The organism is Paenibacillus turicensis (assembly GCF_050461185.1).
Classification (GTDB): Bacteria; Bacillota; Bacilli; order Paenibacillales; family Paenibacillaceae; genus Fontibacillus; species Fontibacillus turicensis_A.
This window is the reverse complement of the sequence record NZ_JBCMOR010000006.1, coordinates 57,323-76,171: the sequence shown is the minus strand read 5'-3', so window position 1 is coordinate 76,171 and position 18,849 is coordinate 57,323. Positions and strand designations below refer to the sequence as shown.

Here is an 18,849-nt window from a genome sequence, read left to right as displayed (position 1 = left end):
CGACTAATTTATTGTTGTAAATTTCATACTATGTTCAAAATTTCACATGATTGGATCGTATTAATTCATAAAAAGGTTGAATTTAATTTTCATAGCGGTATGATGTACTTGAAAATAAAGAAAACGGAAAGAAATTACAAAAAAATTGTTTAGGGGTGGAAGAAATGGCAATGATCGCACCAAAGTTGGATTACTCATCTAAAGAATATTTGGCAAAGGTTGACGCGTACTGGAGAGCAACAAACTATATTTCAGTAGGTCAGCTATACTTGAAGGATAATCCTTTATTGAAGGAACCTTTGAAGGCTTCAGATGTAAAGGTAAAACCGATTGGACACTGGGGCACAATTCCGGGTCAAAACTTTATTTACGCTCATCTTAATCGTGTTATTAATAAATACGATTTAAATATGATTTATATTGAAGGTCCAGGCCACGGCGGTCAAGTCATGGTCTCCAACTCCTACTTAGACGGTAGCTATACTGAAATTTACCCACAAATTACTCAAGACATTGCAGGTATGAAAAAATTGTTTAAACAATTTTCTTTCCCAGGCGGTATTGCTTCTCATGCTGCACCTGAAACGCCAGGATCAATCCATGAAGGTGGCGAACTTGGATATTCTCTTTCCCATGGTGTTGGCGCAATTTTAGATAACCCTAGCTTGATTTCTGCGGTAGTTATTGGCGATGGAGAATCTGAAACAGGACCACTTGCGGCTTCTTGGTTCTCTAATCGTTTTATTAACCCAATTACAGATGGCTGCGCATTGCCAATTTTACACTTGAACGGTTTTAAAATTAGTAATCCAACTATTCTTTCCCGTAAATCAACCGAAGAGTTAACCCAATATTTCAAAGGTTTAGGTTGGGATCCTCATTTTGTTGAAGGTAGCGATCCTGATAAAATGCACGCAGCAATGGCTGAAGCTTTAGATGTTATTATTGAAAAAATTCATGCGATTCAAAAAAATGCACGTGAAAACAACGATTTATCGATTCCTGCATGGCCTGTTCTTATTTTCCGTTCTCCTAAAGGCTGGACTGGACCTAAGGAATGGGATAAGGTTCCGAATGAAGGATCGTTCCGTGCTCATCAGGTGCCAATTCCTGTGGATCAAAAGCATATGGAATATGCACCTGCATTATTGGAATGGATGCATAGCTATAGACCAGAAGAGTTGTTTGAGGCTAATGGTAAATTAAAAGCAGAGCTTGCTGAGCTTACACCAAAGGGTAACAGACGAATGGGTAAAAATCCGCATGCAGATGCAGGTCATCTTGTAAAGGATTTGAAAAAGCCGAATTTCCGCAATTATACTGTAGATACAAGTCAGCCAGGTGCTGTGTTAGCGCAGGATATGTCCGTGCTTGGTAAATACGTTAAGGATGTCCTTGTTGAAAATGAAGACAACAAAAACTTCAGAATTTTTGGTCCAGATGAAACGATGTCTAACCGTTTAGGACCTGTATTCGAAGTTACCAAACGTCAATGGATGGAAGAAGTTATTGAGCCTAACGACGAGTTTTTGGCTAGCTATGGTCGTGTTATAGACTCTCAATTGTCTGAGCACCAAGCTGAAGGTTTATTGGAAGGTTACGTGTTAACGGGTCGTCATGGATTTTTTGCAAGCTATGAAGCGTTCTTACGTGTTGTTGATTCCATGATTACACAACACTTCAAATGGCTTCGTAAGGCGACAGATCAAGGTTGGCGTGCAGAAATTCCATCCCTAAATATTGTGGCAACATCTACGGTGTTCCAACAAGACCATAATGGATATACGCACCAAGACCCAGGTATTTTAGGTCACTTAGCAGATAAGAAACCTGAGTACATTCGTGAATATTTGCCAGCAGATGCGAATTCCTTGCTTGCAGTATTTGATACTATTTTGAATGATCGTCAAAAAATTAATTTGATCGTTTCTTCTAAGCACCCACGTCCACAATGGTTTAATGGGGATGAAGCGCAAGAACTAGTGGATAAAGGACTTAAAATTATTGATTGGGCAAGTACAGACAATGGTGCTGAACCTGATGTTGTATTTGCTTCCGCAGGAACAGAACCAACAATGGAGGCGCTAGCTGCAATCTCCATCTTAAATGAAAAATTGCCAAACCTTAAAATTAGATACATTAATATCGTTGATTTATTGAAATTAAGAAGCCAAAAGCTAGATCCTCGTGGTCTTTCAGACGCTGAATTTGATGGATTCTTCACGAAAGATAAACCTGTCATTTTTGCTTTCCATGGTTATGAAGGCTTAATTAAAGACTTGTTCTTTGATCGTCATAATCATAATTTACATGTACATGGCTACCGTGAAAATGGAGATATTACTACGCCATTCGATATGCGTGTTGTTAACCAAATGGACCGTTTTGACCTCGTGAAGGAAGCTGTGCTTAGCTTGCCTGCTTCTGAGGCACATACTGCAATTGCGAACGAAATGGATGAAATGGTGAACAAACACCACCACTTTATTCGTGAAGAAGGTACTGACTTGCCAGAGGTTGAAAACTGGGTATGGAAAGGCTTGAAGAAGTAAGGGGACAGGACAAGAGCTAAATAACTAAATAAATTAAACAAACTAAACGAAGGAAAATTTGGGCAATTTAAAATTTTAAAACAAGAAAGAAGCTTCTACATCCACGATATGTGGGCGAAGAAGCTTCTTTTTCAAATGGAATAATATTTAATGGTGATGCAGTTAGCTTAATGGAAGTTTCCAGATTCATTTTCTTTATATTTTCCATCACTGTTATGCAAGGCTTGCTTACGACGGTCGTTACGTGCCTGCTGCTGTTGCTGCGCCTCATGACTGTTCACAGGTGTTTCCTCCAACCGCTTGACTGTATTAACTAGGTTTTTATCTGGCTCATGTTGTTGATTCAAGTAGAAGCCATCTCCTTTGTAATTATAGTTGAATCTTAGTATGTGCTTCGTCATATCCATTATGCACCTTATAGCTCTTTATCTCACATTTTCCAATATATTGGTGATATGCTAAAGTAAAGTTATAGGATTAGATATATTTTTTATATCGGGGTGATGAAGTTGAAATCATTGCTGTATGGTTTAATAGCCAGTGTACTTACTATTTCAATTATGATATTTACAAAGGATATTGACACTGCATTAAATGTCACCTTCATTACAGGTGTAGTTATTTGGATTATTTCAGGTTTACTCACAGGCGCATTTATAAGTGGAGATCGTTCTAGAGCTAACTTTCATCAAGAAACCGAGAAAGATCGAACGTCGAGAGTAAGGCAATCTCAATTTTTGTTTTTGTTTGGTTTGCCTTTTATAGTAATGGGGATAGCCATATATCTAATTATTAAATAAAGCTAAAGGAGTGCATAACGGATGAAGCTGAGGGATAGTGAACGTTTGGATGAACTACGCACACAATATGAGAAAGTGTGGAATACGCTACTTCACTATGAGGAGAAAGAAGCAGAAAACCTCATTCAGGATTTTTCTAGTCAAATCGATTTCCATGATAAACGTAAGTATGGGGTAAAAGAAGTTAAAGGTTATTTAAAAACACCTCTGCCCTATGTCGCTATGTTTGTTGGCATGCTTGTTCCAGCAGCTATCTTCATGTATATACTTTTGATGCCGTAAGGAGAGAATTTTAATGGTTAATGGAATTGTTGATGGTGCCTATATAGGTTTTAGGCCGATCTATATTTTATTTATTTTATTGTTAGTGTGCTCATTGTTTGCAATGGCGTTTTTCAAGAGAAAAATAATAAATGGTTTTACGGTGATTAGCTTTTCAGTCACTTTTTTATTTGTCTCCGCACTGCTACTTTACCAAACAGGTATTATTGTTGATGAGCTAGGTATAGGTGGGGATCCCATTTCATTTGTTATGTTTATTGCTATTGCCTGTCTCGCCCTCTTTAATCCAATCTATTACTATAGAAGATATAGGAATGTATAGAACCCCTATACCTAATCCCACATACACCCCTAGCAATTCAATCGTTTTTTACTAATTCTAACAATCATATCCAATATCTTTTTCAACATCTTTTATAAGGAAGTATAGTTTTAAGTGGTTTTAAGTTTTAAAGTCACAATAACATTAGTTTACGATATACATTAATTGGAAGTTGTGATATTCCTCATGCTTCAAATCTGTAATTTTAGCATGATATTCTATTAAGTTGTGATATGGACATGCTTGCTGGGGGAAGGCTATAATTTAGAGAACTAGCTTTAAATTCAATTCTAATACTGATTTAAGAATGCGCTATCATTGTTGATGTAGCAGTACTTTGAAACGAACATCAGGAGGGAATAGATAAGGTATGGAGAAATTAGGGATACCATTAGAGGGATTTGCTGAATTTAGTCGGGAAGTTGCTGCACAAGGGGCAGTGCTTTTGAAAAATGAAGGACATGTTCTGCCTATTCAAAAAAATGAGAAGGTTTCAGTTTTTGGTCGAGTTCAAATTAACTATTATCGTAGTGGCACAGGCTCAGGTGGGAGTGTAAATGTAACCCATACGACAAGCTTGCTGGAAGGGCTTCGTAGTAAAAAAGATATTGTTGTGAATGAACAGTTATCGCAAATTTATGAGCAATGGGTGGAGCAAAACCCGTTTGATAACGGTGGTGGCGGTTGGGCTGCCGAGCCATGGCATCAGAAGGAAATGCCTTTAACCGATGAGATCGTAGCTCGTGCTGCAACGGAGTCGGAAAAGGCAATCGTTGTTATTGGTCGTACAGCAGGTGAAGACCAGGATAATGCGGATGCGCCTGGTAGCTACCGCCTTACTGATGATGAGAAGGAAATGCTTAAAAAGGTATGTGCCCATTTTGACCAGACAATTGTGGTGCTAAATGTGAGCAATATTATAGATATGAGCTGGTTAAATGACGATAACCTTCGTGATATTCCTACTGTTATTTATGCTTGGCATGGGGGAATGGAGGGTGGCAATGCGATTGCAGATGTCATTGTTGGCGATGTAATCCCAAGTGGTAAGCTAACGGATACGATTGCTTATGCGATCGAAGATTACCCTTCTACACGAAATTATGGGGATGAATTTAGAAATTTTTATCAAGAGGATATTTATGTAGGTTATCGCTACTTTGAAACGTTTTGTCCTAATAAGGTGCAATATGAGTTTGGTTTTGGGTTGTCTTATACTGATTTTTCAATTGAGACAGAGCAAGCACATGTGATAGAAAAGGAAGGCAAACAGTGGATTGAAGTTTCTGCAACTGTAAAAAATATCGGCGCAACCTATGCTGGTAAAGAGGTTGTGCAGGTTTATTATGAAGCACCACAAGGTAAATTAGGAAGACCTGCGAAGACACTTGCTGGTTTTGCAAAAACAAAGGAGTTACAGCCAAGTCAATCTCAACGTGTCACTGTGAGTTTCCCTGTATCTAGTATGGCGGCTTATGATGATAACGGTGAAAGTGGTGTAGCTTTTGCTTATGTATTAGAGGCAGGCACGTACTTATTCCATGTTGGCAACAGTGTTCGTAATACAACTCAGGTTCAGGTAGACGGCAAGGATGGGTTTAACCTTCATCAGCTAGTAGTGGTAGAACAGCTTGAGGAAGCGATGGCACCAGTACAGGAATTTACGAGAATGAAGCCAGGTGCTCGTAAGGAAGATGGCACATATGAAATCGACTTTGTTCCAGTACCGACACGTAAGGTGGATCTGGCCGAGCGGATTAAAAGCCGTTTGCCACAAGAGATCGAGCAGACAGGCAACCAAGGATATACCCTACAGGATGTAGCCGCAGGTAAGGTAAGCATGGAGCAATTTATTGCCCAGTTAAGTGACGAGGATTTAGCTGTCATTGTACGCAGTGAAGGAATGAGTAGCCCGCTTGTTACCCCAGGTACAGCTTCTGCATTTGGTGGTGTGAGTGATAGCTTAAGTAAGCTAGGTATTCCTGTTGGTTGTACGGCAGATGGTCCATCTGGAATTCGTATGGATAGTGGACATAAAGCAACCCAAGTATCCATTGGAACGTTGCTGGCTGCAACTTGGGATGTAGAATTAGTGGAAGCCTTGTACGTGATGGAAGGTCAAGAATTGTTGCGTAACGGGATCGATGCACTGCTAGGACCAGGATTAAACATTCGTCGTAGCCCATTAAACGGACGCAATTTTGAGTACTTCTCAGAGGACCCACTAGTTTCTGGTCTCTTTGCGGCTGCTTGTACGCGTGGGATTATGAAGGGTGGCGCCAATGCCACACTGAAGCATTTTGCGGGTAACAATCAGGAGAAATTCCGTAACAAGGTTGATGCGGTTGTATCTGAGCGGGCATTGCGTGAAATTTATTTAAAGGGCTTTGAAATTGCAGTGAAGCAAGCTGGAGCGAACTCCATCATGACAGCTTACAATCCAATTAACGGACATTGGACAGCTTCTAACTACGATTTAAATACAACGATATTGCGTGGAGAATGGGGCTTTAAGGGTATTGTTATGACAGACTGGTGGGCAGTGATGAACGATGTTGTTAACGGTGGCCCAGCAGATCGGAAGCTTACGAATATGATGGTACGTGCACAAAATGATTTGTATAAGGTAGTCACGAATTATGGTGCTGAAACGAACGTATGGGGCGATAATACATTGGAATCGTTAGAAAATGGTTCCTTGACACGTGGAGAGGTGCAACGTAGTGCGATTAACATTTGTGAGTTTCTTATGAAGGCGCCTGTATTTTTCAGAGCACTTAAACCAGAGGAAGTAGCTGCTACGATTAAAGGTAGTTCTGCTTTAGAAGCTGAACAAGCTAAGCAAGTTCAAAGCATCTCGATAGATGCTAAAGTGAAACCAAATGAAGCAGGGACAACCTTGTTTACGGTGGAAGAAGCGGGAGAATATCGGATTTACGTACAACTGATGTCGGCAGATTTTTTCCTTGCACAAAGTGCGTGTAACCTAACGCTCAACGATCAAGCGGTGGTTACGATCCAAACCAATGGTACAGAAGGCAGTTGGATTAAACAAAAGCTAATCAAAGTGCATTTGGATACTGGTCTATATGAAATGAAGCTTGACTTCATTAAGCCAGGGTTACAGATTGACTATATTGAATTTAAACGGTTGTAGTTAATAAAAGTTAATTAAGACTCATACGGATTAGTGATCGACACGATGAAGGTGGAAGCTACGGGGCAGAGAGTTCCTACGATCGTTGTTAAAACCAGATTGTTCAGAATGATATGTTAATTGTTAAAATCTGGTTTTAAGAGACGATCTCCGGAATCCCTCTGCCTCTTCGCTTGTTGGTGTGTGTGTCAATCACTAATGAAATGATGAGGCTTAATTAAGGCATAGAGGAAACAGTGATTGACACGATGAAGGTGGAAGCTACGGGGCAGAGAGTTCCTACGATCGTTGTTAAAACCAGATTATTTTGAATGGTATTTAATGGTGAAATCTGGTTTTAAGAGACGGTCTCCGGAATCCCTCTGCCTCTTCGCTAGTTGGGGTTTGTGTCAATCACTAATGAAATGATGAGGCTTAATTAAGGCATAGAGGAATCAGTGATTGACACGATGAAGGTGGAAGCTACGGGGCAGAGAGTTCCTACGATCGTTGTTAAAACCAGATTGTTCGGAATGGTATTTTAATGGTGAAATCTGATTTTAAGAGACGATCTCCGGAATCCCTCTGCCCTTTCGCTAGTTGGTGTGTGTGTCAATCACTAATGAAATGATGAGGCTTCATTAAAGTTAATGCTCAGAGGAATTAGTGATTGACACGATGAAGGTGGAAGCTACGGGGCAGAGAGTTCCTACGATCGTTGTTAAAACCAGATTGTTCGGAATGATATGTTAATTGTTAAAATCTGGTTTTAAGAGACGATCTCTGGAATCCCTCTGCCCTTTCGCTATTTGGTGTGTGTGTCAATCACTAATGAAATGATGAGGCTTAATTAAGGCATAGAGGAATCAGTGATTGACACGATGAAGGTGGAAGCTACGGGGCAGAGAGTTCCTATGATCGTTGTCATGGACTAATTTCTAAATAGAGCACGATTTACATATTGTTATAATTTCTTGTGCAAAAGCTGTACGCTTGGTGTAAAGCAACGCGCTCCAATTTCCATTAATCTAGCCATAACGGAGGGTGAATAGATGAATAGCAGTAAAACCTTTGATGATGTAATCCAATATCTTGAAAAGACGATTGTCGATGGCGGTGAAATTGACTATAACGAAATATCAAAAATTGCGATGAGCCCCGCAGCATTGTTCCAACGAATTTTTATTTTTATATCTGGCGTTAGTATAGCGGACTATGTGCGTAAGCGTAAGCTTACAATGGCGGGCTTAAATCTAAAAAATAGTGATATCTCTGTGCTAGCTGTAGCTATAAAATATGGATTCCAATCGCATTCAGCGTTTTCACGTGCCTTTAAGGAGCATCACGGGATTACCCCATCAGAAGCCAAGCTCGAAACTGCGAACTTAAATATTTTTCTTCCGATTAATTACTTAGAGATGCGATTTATAGGAGGAAAGCGGATTATGGCGGAAATGAAAAAAATATTTACAAAGAAGCGGAAGAGCGCCTTATGATCGGGATGCACACCGAAACCTCTTTTTTTGAGGCAGGCAAGGTGTGGCAAGCATTTTTTGAGGGGGATACTCCTGAAAAGCTTAGTGTAGTGTCAGATGTGAAACGTTGCGATGATATCGATGCAAATGTAGGGATCGGGATGATGTATGATTTTAAAGATATGAACCACTTTGAACTTGTGATTGGCGATTTTGTTCAGGTTGGTACAGAAATTCCAGAAGGACTTTATTCAAAGCATATCCCAAGTGGATTAACAGCACATATTCAAATCGAAGGAAATCAAGTCCCTGATATTGTGGAATCCGCTTATTTGTTAATTACGGAAGCAGTAGAGAAGACAGGCAAGCAAATTGACCACGAAAATTTTTACTGGTGTGAGGTATATACGAATGAGCGATATTGTGAACCCTCCAGTCGTGGTGAAAAAGTAACGATAGATTATATTGTACCGATTAAAGGGGATGTCACTATTAGTTAGAAATGCATTAGTATTTTTGTTCAAGAAAAAAGAAACCTTACCCCTACGTTGCTCACAAAAGGGACTATCCCTTACTTTGCATTTTGCAGGGGAGGTTTCTTCCTTATTAAAATTATTTAAGGCTCAATGCCAAAGATCAGATTCCCTTTATAATATACAGTGATTTTTTCGTTTGCAGCATAGCTAGTTGAAGTAGGGTCAAAGGAATAATCATTTTCTTGATTTAAATTAGTCCAATTGGTGTTATGCACTCGAAATTGAATTTCACCGCTATTACCATTGACGGCTAGCTTGCCTGCATCACCAAGAAATGAAAACTCCACATATTTATCTGCTTTAGGTTTAGCTGGTATCACAGGGACTACATTTGTCACTACATTGGTTTTACCCATGGTGGCGTGGTCAATCACAATGTTCTGATCTGAATTACCATCCTCTGTATACCAGTAGCGCACCGTAACATCGCTTAGCTTAACAGGTACGTTAGAGTTATTTTTTAGCTGTAAATTAGCGCGGATTGAGCCAGTCGAAGCTGCCTTATCCCCAACTAGATATAAAGGAGTTACTTCAATCACTTCAGGTTGTGTTCCACCGCCATTATCCGGATTGGTTGGTGTAAATGTAACTGGCTTCATAATGCGATCAAGCATATCCTGCTTCGGACGATTCCATGTTGCCCAATCATCTAGCAATAAACCACCTGTGTCACCACTGTTCGGATTCACAGTCCAATACGTCCAGTACAGTCCGTTTTCGCCAATATAATCAACAAGTGCATTTTGCCAGCGACCTTCTACTGTCACGGTATCTACACTACGTCCTCCAAACTCACCAACGATTAAAGGCGCGATCCCCTCCTTGCTAATATAACCCCAAGTGGCATCCCAAATCGCTGCCATATTGTTAGGGAATGTAGGGTCATCAAACCAAGACTGCGAAGCTACGCCTGGGCCGTAGTCATGCGGTGAATAAACAACACGATTTGGTACACTAAGTTGTACCGGATAATCACGAACCCCAGTTAGGTTACCGCCCCACCAGTATTTGCTATCATTACCTTGTACATTTTTTTCAATGCCTTCAACGATAATGAGCCAATTTGGATTGACTGCTAAAATTGCATTCCCTGCACGCTGAGCAGCTAATCGCCAGTCAGTTGCTAAATCACCCGTACCCCAGCTTGCCGCACCATGGGGTTCGTTATGCAAATCAGCACCAATGACAGTCGGGTCATTTTTGTAACGATCAGCTAACATTACCCAATCGCTAATCCAACGACTTTCAGGGTAAGCGCTTGTGTACCATAGCGTTGATTGTCCACCGGAGTCAGGGCGATGACGGTCAAGGAAAATGCGAATACCACGATCTCCAGCCTTTTTAATTAGTTTATCCATAATTTCAATCGGCTTTAGTCCAACTAAATCAGCATTGATATCATACCGGATGCTATTAGGCTCGGAGTCCTCGTCAAACATTTGATTACAGAAAGGTAAGCGAATTAAGTTATAGCCTTCTTCTTTGATTTGATCTAATACGTCATCCATTGAGCGGGTCCATAAACCATGAGGAGAGTAATTGGGGGTTTCAAAGCCAAACCAGTTGAGTCCATTAAACACGGCTTCTTTACCAGAAGCATCCACAATTTTGTTACCATCAGTGTGGAAATAAAGATTTTCCTCTGCGGCTCTTGTTGTGCTACCAGCGTATACACTAATACTTGCTAGTAATGCAAATGATAAGAGTAGCTTGCCAATCCTTTGAAACGATGAAAACATTCAAAAACCTCCCTATCCCAATAAAATAAGCTTAGAAAACCATTTGAGAAGATGTGAGCGTTTTCATATGTTTGTAGATTGCATCGTAATGTCTATTCACTGACCTTCTCTCCATGATATTTTACTAGCTTTCTCACAATTCTAGCATATGCATAAAATAAATGGAAGAAATATCTATACATACTCATAGTTGGAATTGTTGGTAGGGGTAATGATTGTTTAATTGCTCATCGGGTCGGGTAAAGCTGTATCCCTTAATGCACAATAGGCGGCAATTTCTGATGCTCAGGTTCAATATATCTCGTGCAATGTAATTGATGCTTGTCATCAATCGTTGCCACAAAAATATTTTTCAAATCGAGTTGCTGTTGTTCTAATTGATCCAATAACCAGACTTCATCTAAGCCAAAGGTGGATAAAATATGATCCTCAATCTGACCTTCGCGGATAACAGGATAGGATATACTTGTTGTGCTGGCCTTTGTCTCCTCCAGATAGCTTAAATTACCACTTCCTTCAATAATGGCTAGCTTCACTGTGCTTGGATCAAAAATTTGATTTTCACGTAACAATTGAAAAATATTATCGACTGAATATCTAGATTTTTTTAAATTTTTATGAACCAGCTTCCCCTCATATATAATGATGATTGGCTCAAAGGTCACTAGCTTACCAAAACGTTGATAACGAATCACCCAATAAGAAATTAATTTTTGAACAAGTCCAATTACAAGTATCGCAAAGGCAGTAGGTATATGTTCAATTTTAGGCTCAGCGATATCAGCTCCAACGACAGAACCCAGTGTCAGCACAACAAGAAAATCAAATACTGGCATTTCTCCAATTGATCTACGACCCATAATAAATAAGGTCACCCATAACATGAGTGGAAAAATGGTAACAATTCTAATAAAAACAATGCCAAGATCTTTAATCAATTCCATCCTAGACCTCACCTCTTTGAATAAATGTAGGGCTTGATTTAGGATTTACCTCCTTTACAAAATTTATCCATTAAATAAAAGAGAAATATATCATTTGAACAACATCACTGCAAGGGCTATAATAATATAGACTGTATTTATCCAATGTTGAAAGAGAGCGAAAATACGTATGGGCCGTAAATGGAATAATATTAAAGAAAAAAAGGCATCCAAGGATGCTAATACAAGTCGTATATATGCTAAGTTTGGACGCGAAATTTATGTTGTTGCCAAGCAAGGCGAGCCAGATCCAGAGTCAAACCAAGCATTAAAATTTGTTCTAGAGCGTGCTAAAACCTATAACGTACCTAAAGCGATTATTGATCGTGCGATCGAAAAAGCAAAAGGTGGCTCAGAGGAAAACTATGATGAGCTGAGATATGAAGGCTTTGGACCAAATGGCTCCATGGTTATTGTGGATGCGTTGACCAATAACGTAAATCGGACTGCCTCTGAAGTGCGTTCTACCTTTACTAAAAATGGTGGAAACCTAGGCGTTAGTGGTTCTGTTAGTTATATGTTTGATCAGACTGCGGTGATTGGTTTGGTTGGCAAAACAGCAGATGAAGTGTTGGAATTGTTGATGGAAGCAGACCTAGATGTACGAGACATCATCGAGGAAGATGAAGCGGTCATTGTTTATGCTGATCCAGATCAATTCCATGTAGTGCAACAAGCATTTATTAATGCAGGTGTGACTGAATTTACCGTTGCTGAAATTACAATGCTACCACAAAACTATATTGAATTAGCTGATGATGCTCAGGCACAATTCGAGAAAATGATTGATTTGCTTGAGGACTTAGAGGATGTACAGCAGGTTTATCATAATGTAGAGCTAGAGGATTAAAAACGACTAAAAAGAAGACTGTCTCAGATATTAAATCATGAAGAGACAGTCTTTTTGTATATTAAACTATCTATAATTCATCCTAAACAATACCAGCTAGTAGGTTTTACTTACCTAATTTTTAGATAATATCTTATCAACAAACTCCTCGCAAATTTGGTACGATTTTGGTTTTTTACTTACTTCTTTTACGTAACCTTCCTCCAATAAATAAGTCATTACTTTATTCATAATATGTCTAGATTTTTGGGACATTTCCATTAAACTTTGAAGCGTAAAGAGGGTATCGGTACTAATAAACACTACAATCGTAACCATCGTAAATAATACTTGTTGCTCATCACTTAATTTAGTCCATCTGTCCTCGTCAAAAAATTGACTGATACGCTCAAATTTATCTAAGCTTATTTCAAGATCCTCAATGATTAGCTTTTGTCCTGTTGCAAGTAATTGAAGCATATCCACTAAATAGAAGGTCATATCTCCATGATTTAATGGAAAGGGGATTTCTTCTAATGCTTTGTAATATTTAAGTTTATCTTTGTTAATTGCGTATGAAAATGTGATTGCAGTATATTTCTCTAAGTAACGTGATATATAGCTTCCAACAATCAAGCGGCCGGTTCTTCCATTGCCGTCATAGAAGGGATGAATATACTCATAGTAGTAGTGAGCTACTAGATAACGATATAAAGGGGGGTGAGCACTATTGTTTAAATAGTTTATAAGAGCGCCTAGCCCTTCAATAATTTTTTGTTCATTACTCAATCCGATATGGGTTGTTTTAAGACCATCATTTATTTCAACATAATTAGCTCTAAATAATTTTCCATCTGGAGTACCTTCTTCATTAATTTCATCCGATACCAGCGCATCATACAATTTTCTGAAATCCTCTACATTTTCAAAGCTATTAATTTGATCTATATAACGGTAAGTTTTCATTAAGCCTTTAAATCTTTTATTATTTTTGGATTGAGGATTGCTTACATCCATAAGCGCCTCTTGTAATTCTTTTTTGGTACTACGTATACCTTCAATTTCGTTAGTACTTTGAGCTTCGTTGATAATAAGTTTATTAAAATAATACTGCACTGCAAATTGAGGTAATTTACTAATTAGTAATGAAATTTTGGAACTATTTATTAAAACCTCATTACTGACATTCGTTAATTCAAATATATTCACATAAAATAATTCAAAATAATCTTTGGTAAGCTGTCCTTTTTTGAACCCTCTAATTTTAAGTGACGTTAAGTAGCTACTGTAGCCATGTTTCCGTTTATCTATCTCGTTTAAGTATGCATCATAATCTAACTTATAATAAAGCTTTGATAATTTCTGATATTCCATAGGACACCTCCATTTCTATTTTTAAAAAAATGATGGTTTTTTAAAATATATTTTTATTATACACATTTTTAAAGCGTATATTCAAAAAAAATATAAATTTTAAATTTACTAATAAAATCTATTCAATTCTTTAGTTAATATAAAAAAAGTGGATTCTCTAATCTAAGAGTCTCCACTTTGCTTGTTCTTCCTTTTTGACTATCATGACTTGCCTTTAACTCAAATTCCACTAATCGTCTACTTATCTTCTCCGTTTGAAAATACTCCCTGTTCCTTTACGGGTTTTAGGTTTCTTTATTTTAGGGGAATCAAACCATCCAGAGGAAGAGCTGCCGCCCTTCTTTCGTTCTATTTTCCCCTTCGTATCCTTAGAACTGCCAGAATCACGATTAAACCAGCTTCCATTAGAACCAACGCTGCTAGAATCGCTATCTTTTCCTCGGCGGAATATGCTACCCTTGCGTTCCACGGTAAGGGGTGGGCTTATTTTTTTATCGGCATCTGTAGGCTTATGATAATTCCCTTGGGAAGGCTTATAAATATCCTTACTTGTGTATCCTCGATAATTACCTCCTCCGCCTAATGAATCAAATAAATCACGGAGTAAGGAGGAAGCTAAATAGCCTTGTAAGAAGCTTGAGCTATAATTTTTTTGTACATATTCTTTAGAGCTAATTTCAATTAACGTGTCACTTGTATTTTTAGGGTCTTGTTGAAGATGGTAATACTTATCTCCATAAACAAGAAACATTCGTTCTGTGCTTTCAGGAGAAGCCTGATTAGGTTTCTTCTCACTGACAAGGGATGAAGCCACCTCAGGTACACTAGTATTTACGGCACGATATACGTATGACGTCGAGTTGCCATCACGATTAACAGATTCTAGTGGGTATGTTTCTTTTACATTTGGAGCGCCACAGCCACTAAGCAATGAAACTAACAGCCCCAATACGAGCATTAATTTCAGCGACAGTGAAGACATTTTCTTCATTTTGAACCCTCTCCTAGCTGGCGCGAATGATCTTTACATCACCGGCGATAACTTTCTCTCCTTCATATAACATAAATCGACCATGCTGCCACTCAATTCGTAATAAACGATAATCATCGGATTGGTATTGCCATATATGCTGCTCCCCGCTTTGGGTAAACGGAGTTTTTCCAACTATAGACACATTGCCGTCATACTCTTCTTCAAGGAAAAAGGCGCGATCATCAAGCTCGATTGTAGTAGGTACTTCGTTTGGTGTGTCAAGTCTACCGTCAATGGGCTCATATAGTGCATATTGTAATGTTTCTCTTTCCTCAATATATAAATAAGCAATTCTTGCACCATCCTGCAATGTTAGCATGACAGCATTTCTACTTCTGTTCTGGACCCGACCTGTCACCTCATAGGTTACTAAAGCAACCTCACAAATATCTCCTGGTGATAAGGACAGGATACTTTTTTGTACTGGAGGTGGGGCAGGCTTGGAAAATAGATTATTAATTCGTTTCCATAAGCTCATAGAATGAACTTCCTTTCAACTGATAAATGTGTGAGCCACTTGTAATAGCTGTATTAAATTTTATTATATCGCAGTAATAATCAACGCTCCAACAATGTGTAAGGTACCTGCAAATAAGCCGTATCCAACCTTACCTTCCTTAGTGCCTGCATCTAAATCAATTTTTGCAGCCTTATGAAGTAAATAGCGAGTAATCGATTCGATGATAAGTAAAATAAAGAACGAAACAACGGAAACAACGATGGCTTGCAATAAAAATGCAGAAGAACTAATGGATGAAGCTAAAATCCAGCCTTGAGCTAATAGCTTTAATACAAGTCTGGTTGTTACAGACATATTGCCTGCCTTAATTTCTTCCAAATCCTTATATTTCGTAAATAGTGAATCCACATACATTAAAATAAATAAAAGCACCGAACCCGTTGCTGTCCAGATTAACATCGCAATCAAATTATCTAAGCTCATTTTTTAAGCTCCTCTTCACCAAAATAATGACAAATAAGAAGGAGGGGGCTTCATCTGCCACCTCTCCTTGTTATTCTAAGTAATTCTATTCATAAAGATGATTATTGAATTCCGCAAAATTTTAATAATTATTGCTTCTCGTATTGCTTCATCAATGCTGCTAATTCATCCTCAACTTGTTTATCCTTGCCTAATGCCTCAAATTCATCATCAAGTGACTTATCCTTAGCGTTCATTTCATTGCTTGCTTCAGCCTGAGCCTCTGCTTGAAGCATCTTTTCCTCCATACGCTTTAAGCCTGCCGAAGCGGAGTCAGAATTAAAGCCACTCATCGCCTTATTGATCTCAGTTTGTGCTTTTGCCGCATTGTAGCGAGCCACTAACGTTTCACGCTTATTTTTCATTTCTGTTAATTGCTTACGCATCTCTTCCAGCTTACCACGTAATTGATCTGCAGCTGCTTTGTTTTGCTCATAGCTTGTTTTGTATTCATTAAGTTTAGCTTCTGCCGATTTCTTTTCTTCCAAAGCACGGCGTGCAAGGTCAACATTACCTGCTTGTGCAGCCGTATGTGCTTGATCGTTACGACGTGCTACAAGTGCTTCTTGCTCCTCGTATAATGCTTTGAATTTTTTCTCAATCGCAATTTGTGCTGCAACTGCTTTTTCCGCATCCTCTAAATCCTCGGTCATGTCCCGAATATATTGATCAGTCATTTTAATCGGGTCCTCAGCTTTATCAATCATTGCATTTATATTTGACATCGTTAAATCGCGTAATCTTTTGAAAATAGACATAGGTTCATTCCTCCACATAATGTTATTTAGCTTCTTGAAGATTAAATACGCACATCTGATATAAGAGTTTCAAAAATTTTTATTTTTTAGAATAGGAGATTTGACTTAGTTAACTTAATTATAATCAGTGCTTATGACGGTTGTAAAATGCAGCGAATATCGCTTGTTTCAATAGTCCGTTTACCTACGTTCATTTGACCTATTCACATCCTCCATCATTTATGGTTATCTAATGTTTGTGTGGCAAATCAACAATACATAGAGGATTAGTCCCAAATAGTGATAGGGGCAATGAGATGCATACAGATGTTGGTTAATTTAATGTGAGGAGGATATAGATGAAGCGTGTTACAAAGGTTTTATGTCTTTTTGTCATGACTATTTTAATATTGGGGGCATCCTTGCTTAGTACTGACCGGGAGGTAAGTGCAGCGGGAACCAGTATATTTACAGATATTAAAAATCATTGGGCAGAAGCAACCATAAATACGATGGTGGGGCAAGGCATATTAGATGGTTTTCCAGATCGGAGTTTTCGCCCTAAAGATCCTATTAAGGTGGATCAGTTTATTAAAATGCTCATTTTGTCATACAGTGATCAGCATCCCAACACAGGGCGCACTTGGCAAAAATCCTTTTTAGCCTCCTTAAGCGAAGATAATCAAACGATTTTAAAGCAGGATTATCGTCATTATGATTTTAAGCCTGCAACGACAGGATATTGGGCTAAGCCATATATCGATATTGCGAGTGATCTTCATTTTCTCAATAAAAATAGATATGCAGATTTTCAAAGTGATATGACCCGGGAAAACGTAGCAGAAGTGGTGTATTACGTGCTACAAGAAACCGAATTTCTAGAGGATACTGCTTTTAGCACCTCTTTAGCCCAAGCGTATGGTGACATTACAAGTGCATCGGATCGGGAGCAACGCTTTATCGCTGAAGCTTTAGTAAAAGGGATCATGGAAGGTTACCCTGATGCAAAGTTTGGGGTTGGAAACTACGTGACACGCGCAGAGGCGTTAGTGATCTTGAATCGTCTGACAGATAAGTCACAACGTATCCCAGTAAAGCCTTCAGCACAAAGCTTACAAAGATATGTGCCTGCAAGTGGTGGTGGGCAAAAGATTGTTGAATTTCCAGATCAACGCATGTGGGATGCCTATGACATGTTATTACAAGCAGGTCAAACCCGAGGAACGAATTTCGATAACGTAGAAACAACAGTGCGATTATACAAGGATAGTACAGAAAAAACAGCAGTAGCTAATGGTAAAGTTGAACCAGAGGTATCGCTGTGGGTTGACCCTGCTTATAATACGTATGGTTTTACCGTCTACTTGCGGGAAGGCACGCTTGCGAGAAATAAAGAAGCGATTGAAGCCTTTGGTAATCAGATTTTTGGCTACAATGCAATTGCATTTCATCGTTGGTTTAATAGCGTATGTGTAGAGGTAGAAGCAGGTAGACCACTAGCCTCCAAAAAGATTACCTTGGGTACAGATACGATCAATGTGCTGGTCAATAGCACTGAGAAATCGGTTATTTTTTCTGTAGCGGCTACAAAATAAGTTGAGTTCAAGGAATTTTACTGTTATTCATACACGAAAAACGAAAACCATCGGAATTAGCTTGGGATACGAGGAAGCCTTAAGCTAATATCGATGGTTTTTTAGTGTTAGGAAAGCTTGAATTTTATTGGTTGCTGGCTTTAAACTTCCATTCATTAATGTCTCTAGGATCTACATTAAGTAAATGAGCGATTAGCAGTGCTAACGTTACATTGGGAATAACAATCCCATATTCTATATTTTGATAGTGTCGCAGTGTGCAATTCATGGTGTTATTTATTTCATAAACCAATTTTTCTTGTGTGTAGCCTGCGGCTTCTCTTGCTTCTTTAATTTTCAATGTTTCATGCTCCTCTCGCTATCATGATAATGAAGTCATGAAATCAAAAACACGCTATATCATTAGCGTTTTATTTTACACGCAGGATAATTCGTATATAATAGTCTTAATAAATCTCTAAATATGTTGTTGAC

At 38.6% G+C, this 18,849-nt stretch carries 18 protein-coding genes; 9 read left to right on the top strand and 9 right to left on the bottom strand.

Annotation, left to right across the window (positions count from 1 at the left end; genetic code table 11):
* Positions 1 to 164 precede the first annotated feature (164 nt).
* Positions 165 to 2,552 carry a phosphoketolase family protein gene (locus ABE099_RS11750; RefSeq protein WP_430030779.1) on the top strand — a complete coding sequence of 796 codons (2,388 nt, stop codon included), beginning with the start codon at positions 165 to 167 and terminating at the stop codon, positions 2,550 to 2,552.
* Between the two features lie 167 nt (positions 2,553 to 2,719).
* Here ABE099_RS11750 and ABE099_RS11745 read toward each other — a convergent pair whose 3' ends face one another.
* Positions 2,720 to 2,899, bottom strand: a complete 180-nt coding sequence (locus ABE099_RS11745; protein ID WP_430030775.1) for a hypothetical protein — start codon at positions 2,897 to 2,899, stop codon at positions 2,720 to 2,722.
* Positions 2,900 to 3,055: 156 nt separating this feature from the next.
* On the opposite strand from ABE099_RS11745, the gene ABE099_RS11740 reads away from it, so the two are divergent.
* From ABE099_RS11740 to ABE099_RS11715, 6 genes are all read left to right on the top strand, one after another.
* Positions 3,056 to 3,352: a DUF5316 domain-containing protein gene (locus ABE099_RS11740; protein WP_430030772.1), complete on the top strand. Its 297-nt coding sequence runs from the start codon at positions 3,056 to 3,058 to the stop codon at positions 3,350 to 3,352.
* Positions 3,353 to 3,373: 21 nt separating this feature from the next.
* Positions 3,374 to 3,634, top strand: a complete 261-nt coding sequence (locus ABE099_RS11735; RefSeq protein WP_430030769.1) for a hypothetical protein — start codon at positions 3,374 to 3,376, stop codon at positions 3,632 to 3,634.
* Positions 3,635 to 3,647: 13 nt separating this feature from the next.
* On the top strand, positions 3,648 to 3,956 hold the full coding sequence (locus ABE099_RS11730; protein WP_430030766.1) for a hypothetical protein: 309 nt from the start codon (positions 3,648 to 3,650) through the stop codon (positions 3,954 to 3,956).
* A 370-nt stretch (positions 3,957 to 4,326) separates the two neighbouring features.
* Positions 4,327 to 7,113: a glycoside hydrolase family 3 protein gene (locus ABE099_RS11725; RefSeq protein ID WP_430030763.1), complete on the top strand. Its 2,787-nt coding sequence runs from the start codon at positions 4,327 to 4,329 to the stop codon at positions 7,111 to 7,113.
* Positions 7,114 to 8,144: 1,031 nt separating this feature from the next.
* The gene (locus ABE099_RS11720; protein ID WP_430030760.1) at positions 8,145 to 8,588 is read left to right on the top strand and encodes a helix-turn-helix transcriptional regulator; all 444 of its coding nucleotides are present in this window, start codon (positions 8,145 to 8,147) and stop codon (positions 8,586 to 8,588) included.
* The gene (locus tag ABE099_RS11715; protein ID WP_430030757.1) at positions 8,585 to 9,067 is read left to right on the top strand and encodes a GyrI-like domain-containing protein; all 483 of its coding nucleotides are present in this window, start codon (positions 8,585 to 8,587) and stop codon (positions 9,065 to 9,067) included. The genes ABE099_RS11720 and ABE099_RS11715 overlap by 4 nt, the downstream gene beginning before the upstream one ends.
* A 116-nt stretch (positions 9,068 to 9,183) precedes the next feature.
* Here the strand turns inward: ABE099_RS11715 and ABE099_RS11710 are convergent, their stop codons facing one another.
* Positions 9,184 to 10,842: a cellulase family glycosylhydrolase gene (locus ABE099_RS11710; protein ID WP_430030754.1), complete on the bottom strand. Its 1,659-nt coding sequence runs from the start codon at positions 10,840 to 10,842 to the stop codon at positions 9,184 to 9,186.
* A gap of 254 nt (positions 10,843 to 11,096) precedes the next feature.
* Complete coding sequence (locus ABE099_RS11705) at positions 11,097 to 11,786, bottom strand: DUF421 domain-containing protein (RefSeq protein WP_430030752.1); 690 nt, start codon at positions 11,784 to 11,786, stop codon at positions 11,097 to 11,099.
* A 169-nt stretch (positions 11,787 to 11,955) separates the two neighbouring features.
* Between ABE099_RS11705 and ABE099_RS11700 the strand changes: the two genes are divergently transcribed.
* A complete protein-coding gene (locus ABE099_RS11700) occupies positions 11,956 to 12,675 on the top strand; it encodes a YebC/PmpR family DNA-binding transcriptional regulator (protein ID WP_430030749.1) in 720 nt (239 codons plus the stop codon).
* 114 nt (positions 12,676 to 12,789) lie between these two features.
* Here the strand turns inward: ABE099_RS11700 and ABE099_RS11695 are convergent, their stop codons facing one another.
* The 5 genes from ABE099_RS11695 to ABE099_RS11675 form a co-directional block, all read right to left on the bottom strand.
* Positions 12,790 to 14,028: a Fic family protein gene (locus ABE099_RS11695; protein WP_430030746.1), complete on the bottom strand. Its 1,239-nt coding sequence runs from the start codon at positions 14,026 to 14,028 to the stop codon at positions 12,790 to 12,792.
* A gap of 241 nt (positions 14,029 to 14,269) precedes the next feature.
* Positions 14,270 to 15,019 (bottom strand): DUF4247 domain-containing protein, encoded by a 750-nt coding sequence (locus ABE099_RS11690; protein ID WP_430030742.1) that lies wholly within the window; start codon positions 15,017 to 15,019, stop codon positions 14,270 to 14,272.
* 13 nt (positions 15,020 to 15,032) lie between these two features.
* A complete protein-coding gene (locus tag ABE099_RS11685) occupies positions 15,033 to 15,539 on the bottom strand; it encodes a DUF4178 domain-containing protein (protein ID WP_430030739.1) in 507 nt (168 codons plus the stop codon).
* A 63-nt stretch (positions 15,540 to 15,602) separates the two neighbouring features.
* Positions 15,603 to 16,004 (bottom strand): DUF350 domain-containing protein, encoded by a 402-nt coding sequence (locus ABE099_RS11680; protein ID WP_430030737.1) that lies wholly within the window; start codon positions 16,002 to 16,004, stop codon positions 15,603 to 15,605.
* 128 nt (positions 16,005 to 16,132) lie between these two features.
* Entirely contained in the window at positions 16,133 to 16,801 is a 669-nt protein-coding gene (locus ABE099_RS11675; RefSeq protein ID WP_430030734.1) for a PspA/IM30 family protein, read from the bottom strand.
* Positions 16,802 to 17,139: 338 nt separating this feature from the next.
* On the opposite strand from ABE099_RS11675, the gene ABE099_RS11670 reads away from it, so the two are divergent.
* A complete protein-coding gene (locus ABE099_RS11670; RefSeq protein ID WP_430030731.1) occupies positions 17,140 to 18,375 on the top strand; it encodes an S-layer homology domain-containing protein in 1,236 nt (411 codons plus the stop codon).
* 124 nt (positions 18,376 to 18,499) lie between these two features.
* Here the strand turns inward: ABE099_RS11670 and ABE099_RS11665 are convergent, their stop codons facing one another.
* Positions 18,500 to 18,715 (bottom strand): helix-turn-helix transcriptional regulator, encoded by a 216-nt coding sequence (locus ABE099_RS11665; RefSeq protein ID WP_430030728.1) that lies wholly within the window; start codon positions 18,713 to 18,715, stop codon positions 18,500 to 18,502.
* Positions 18,716 to 18,849: the final 134 nt, after the last annotated feature.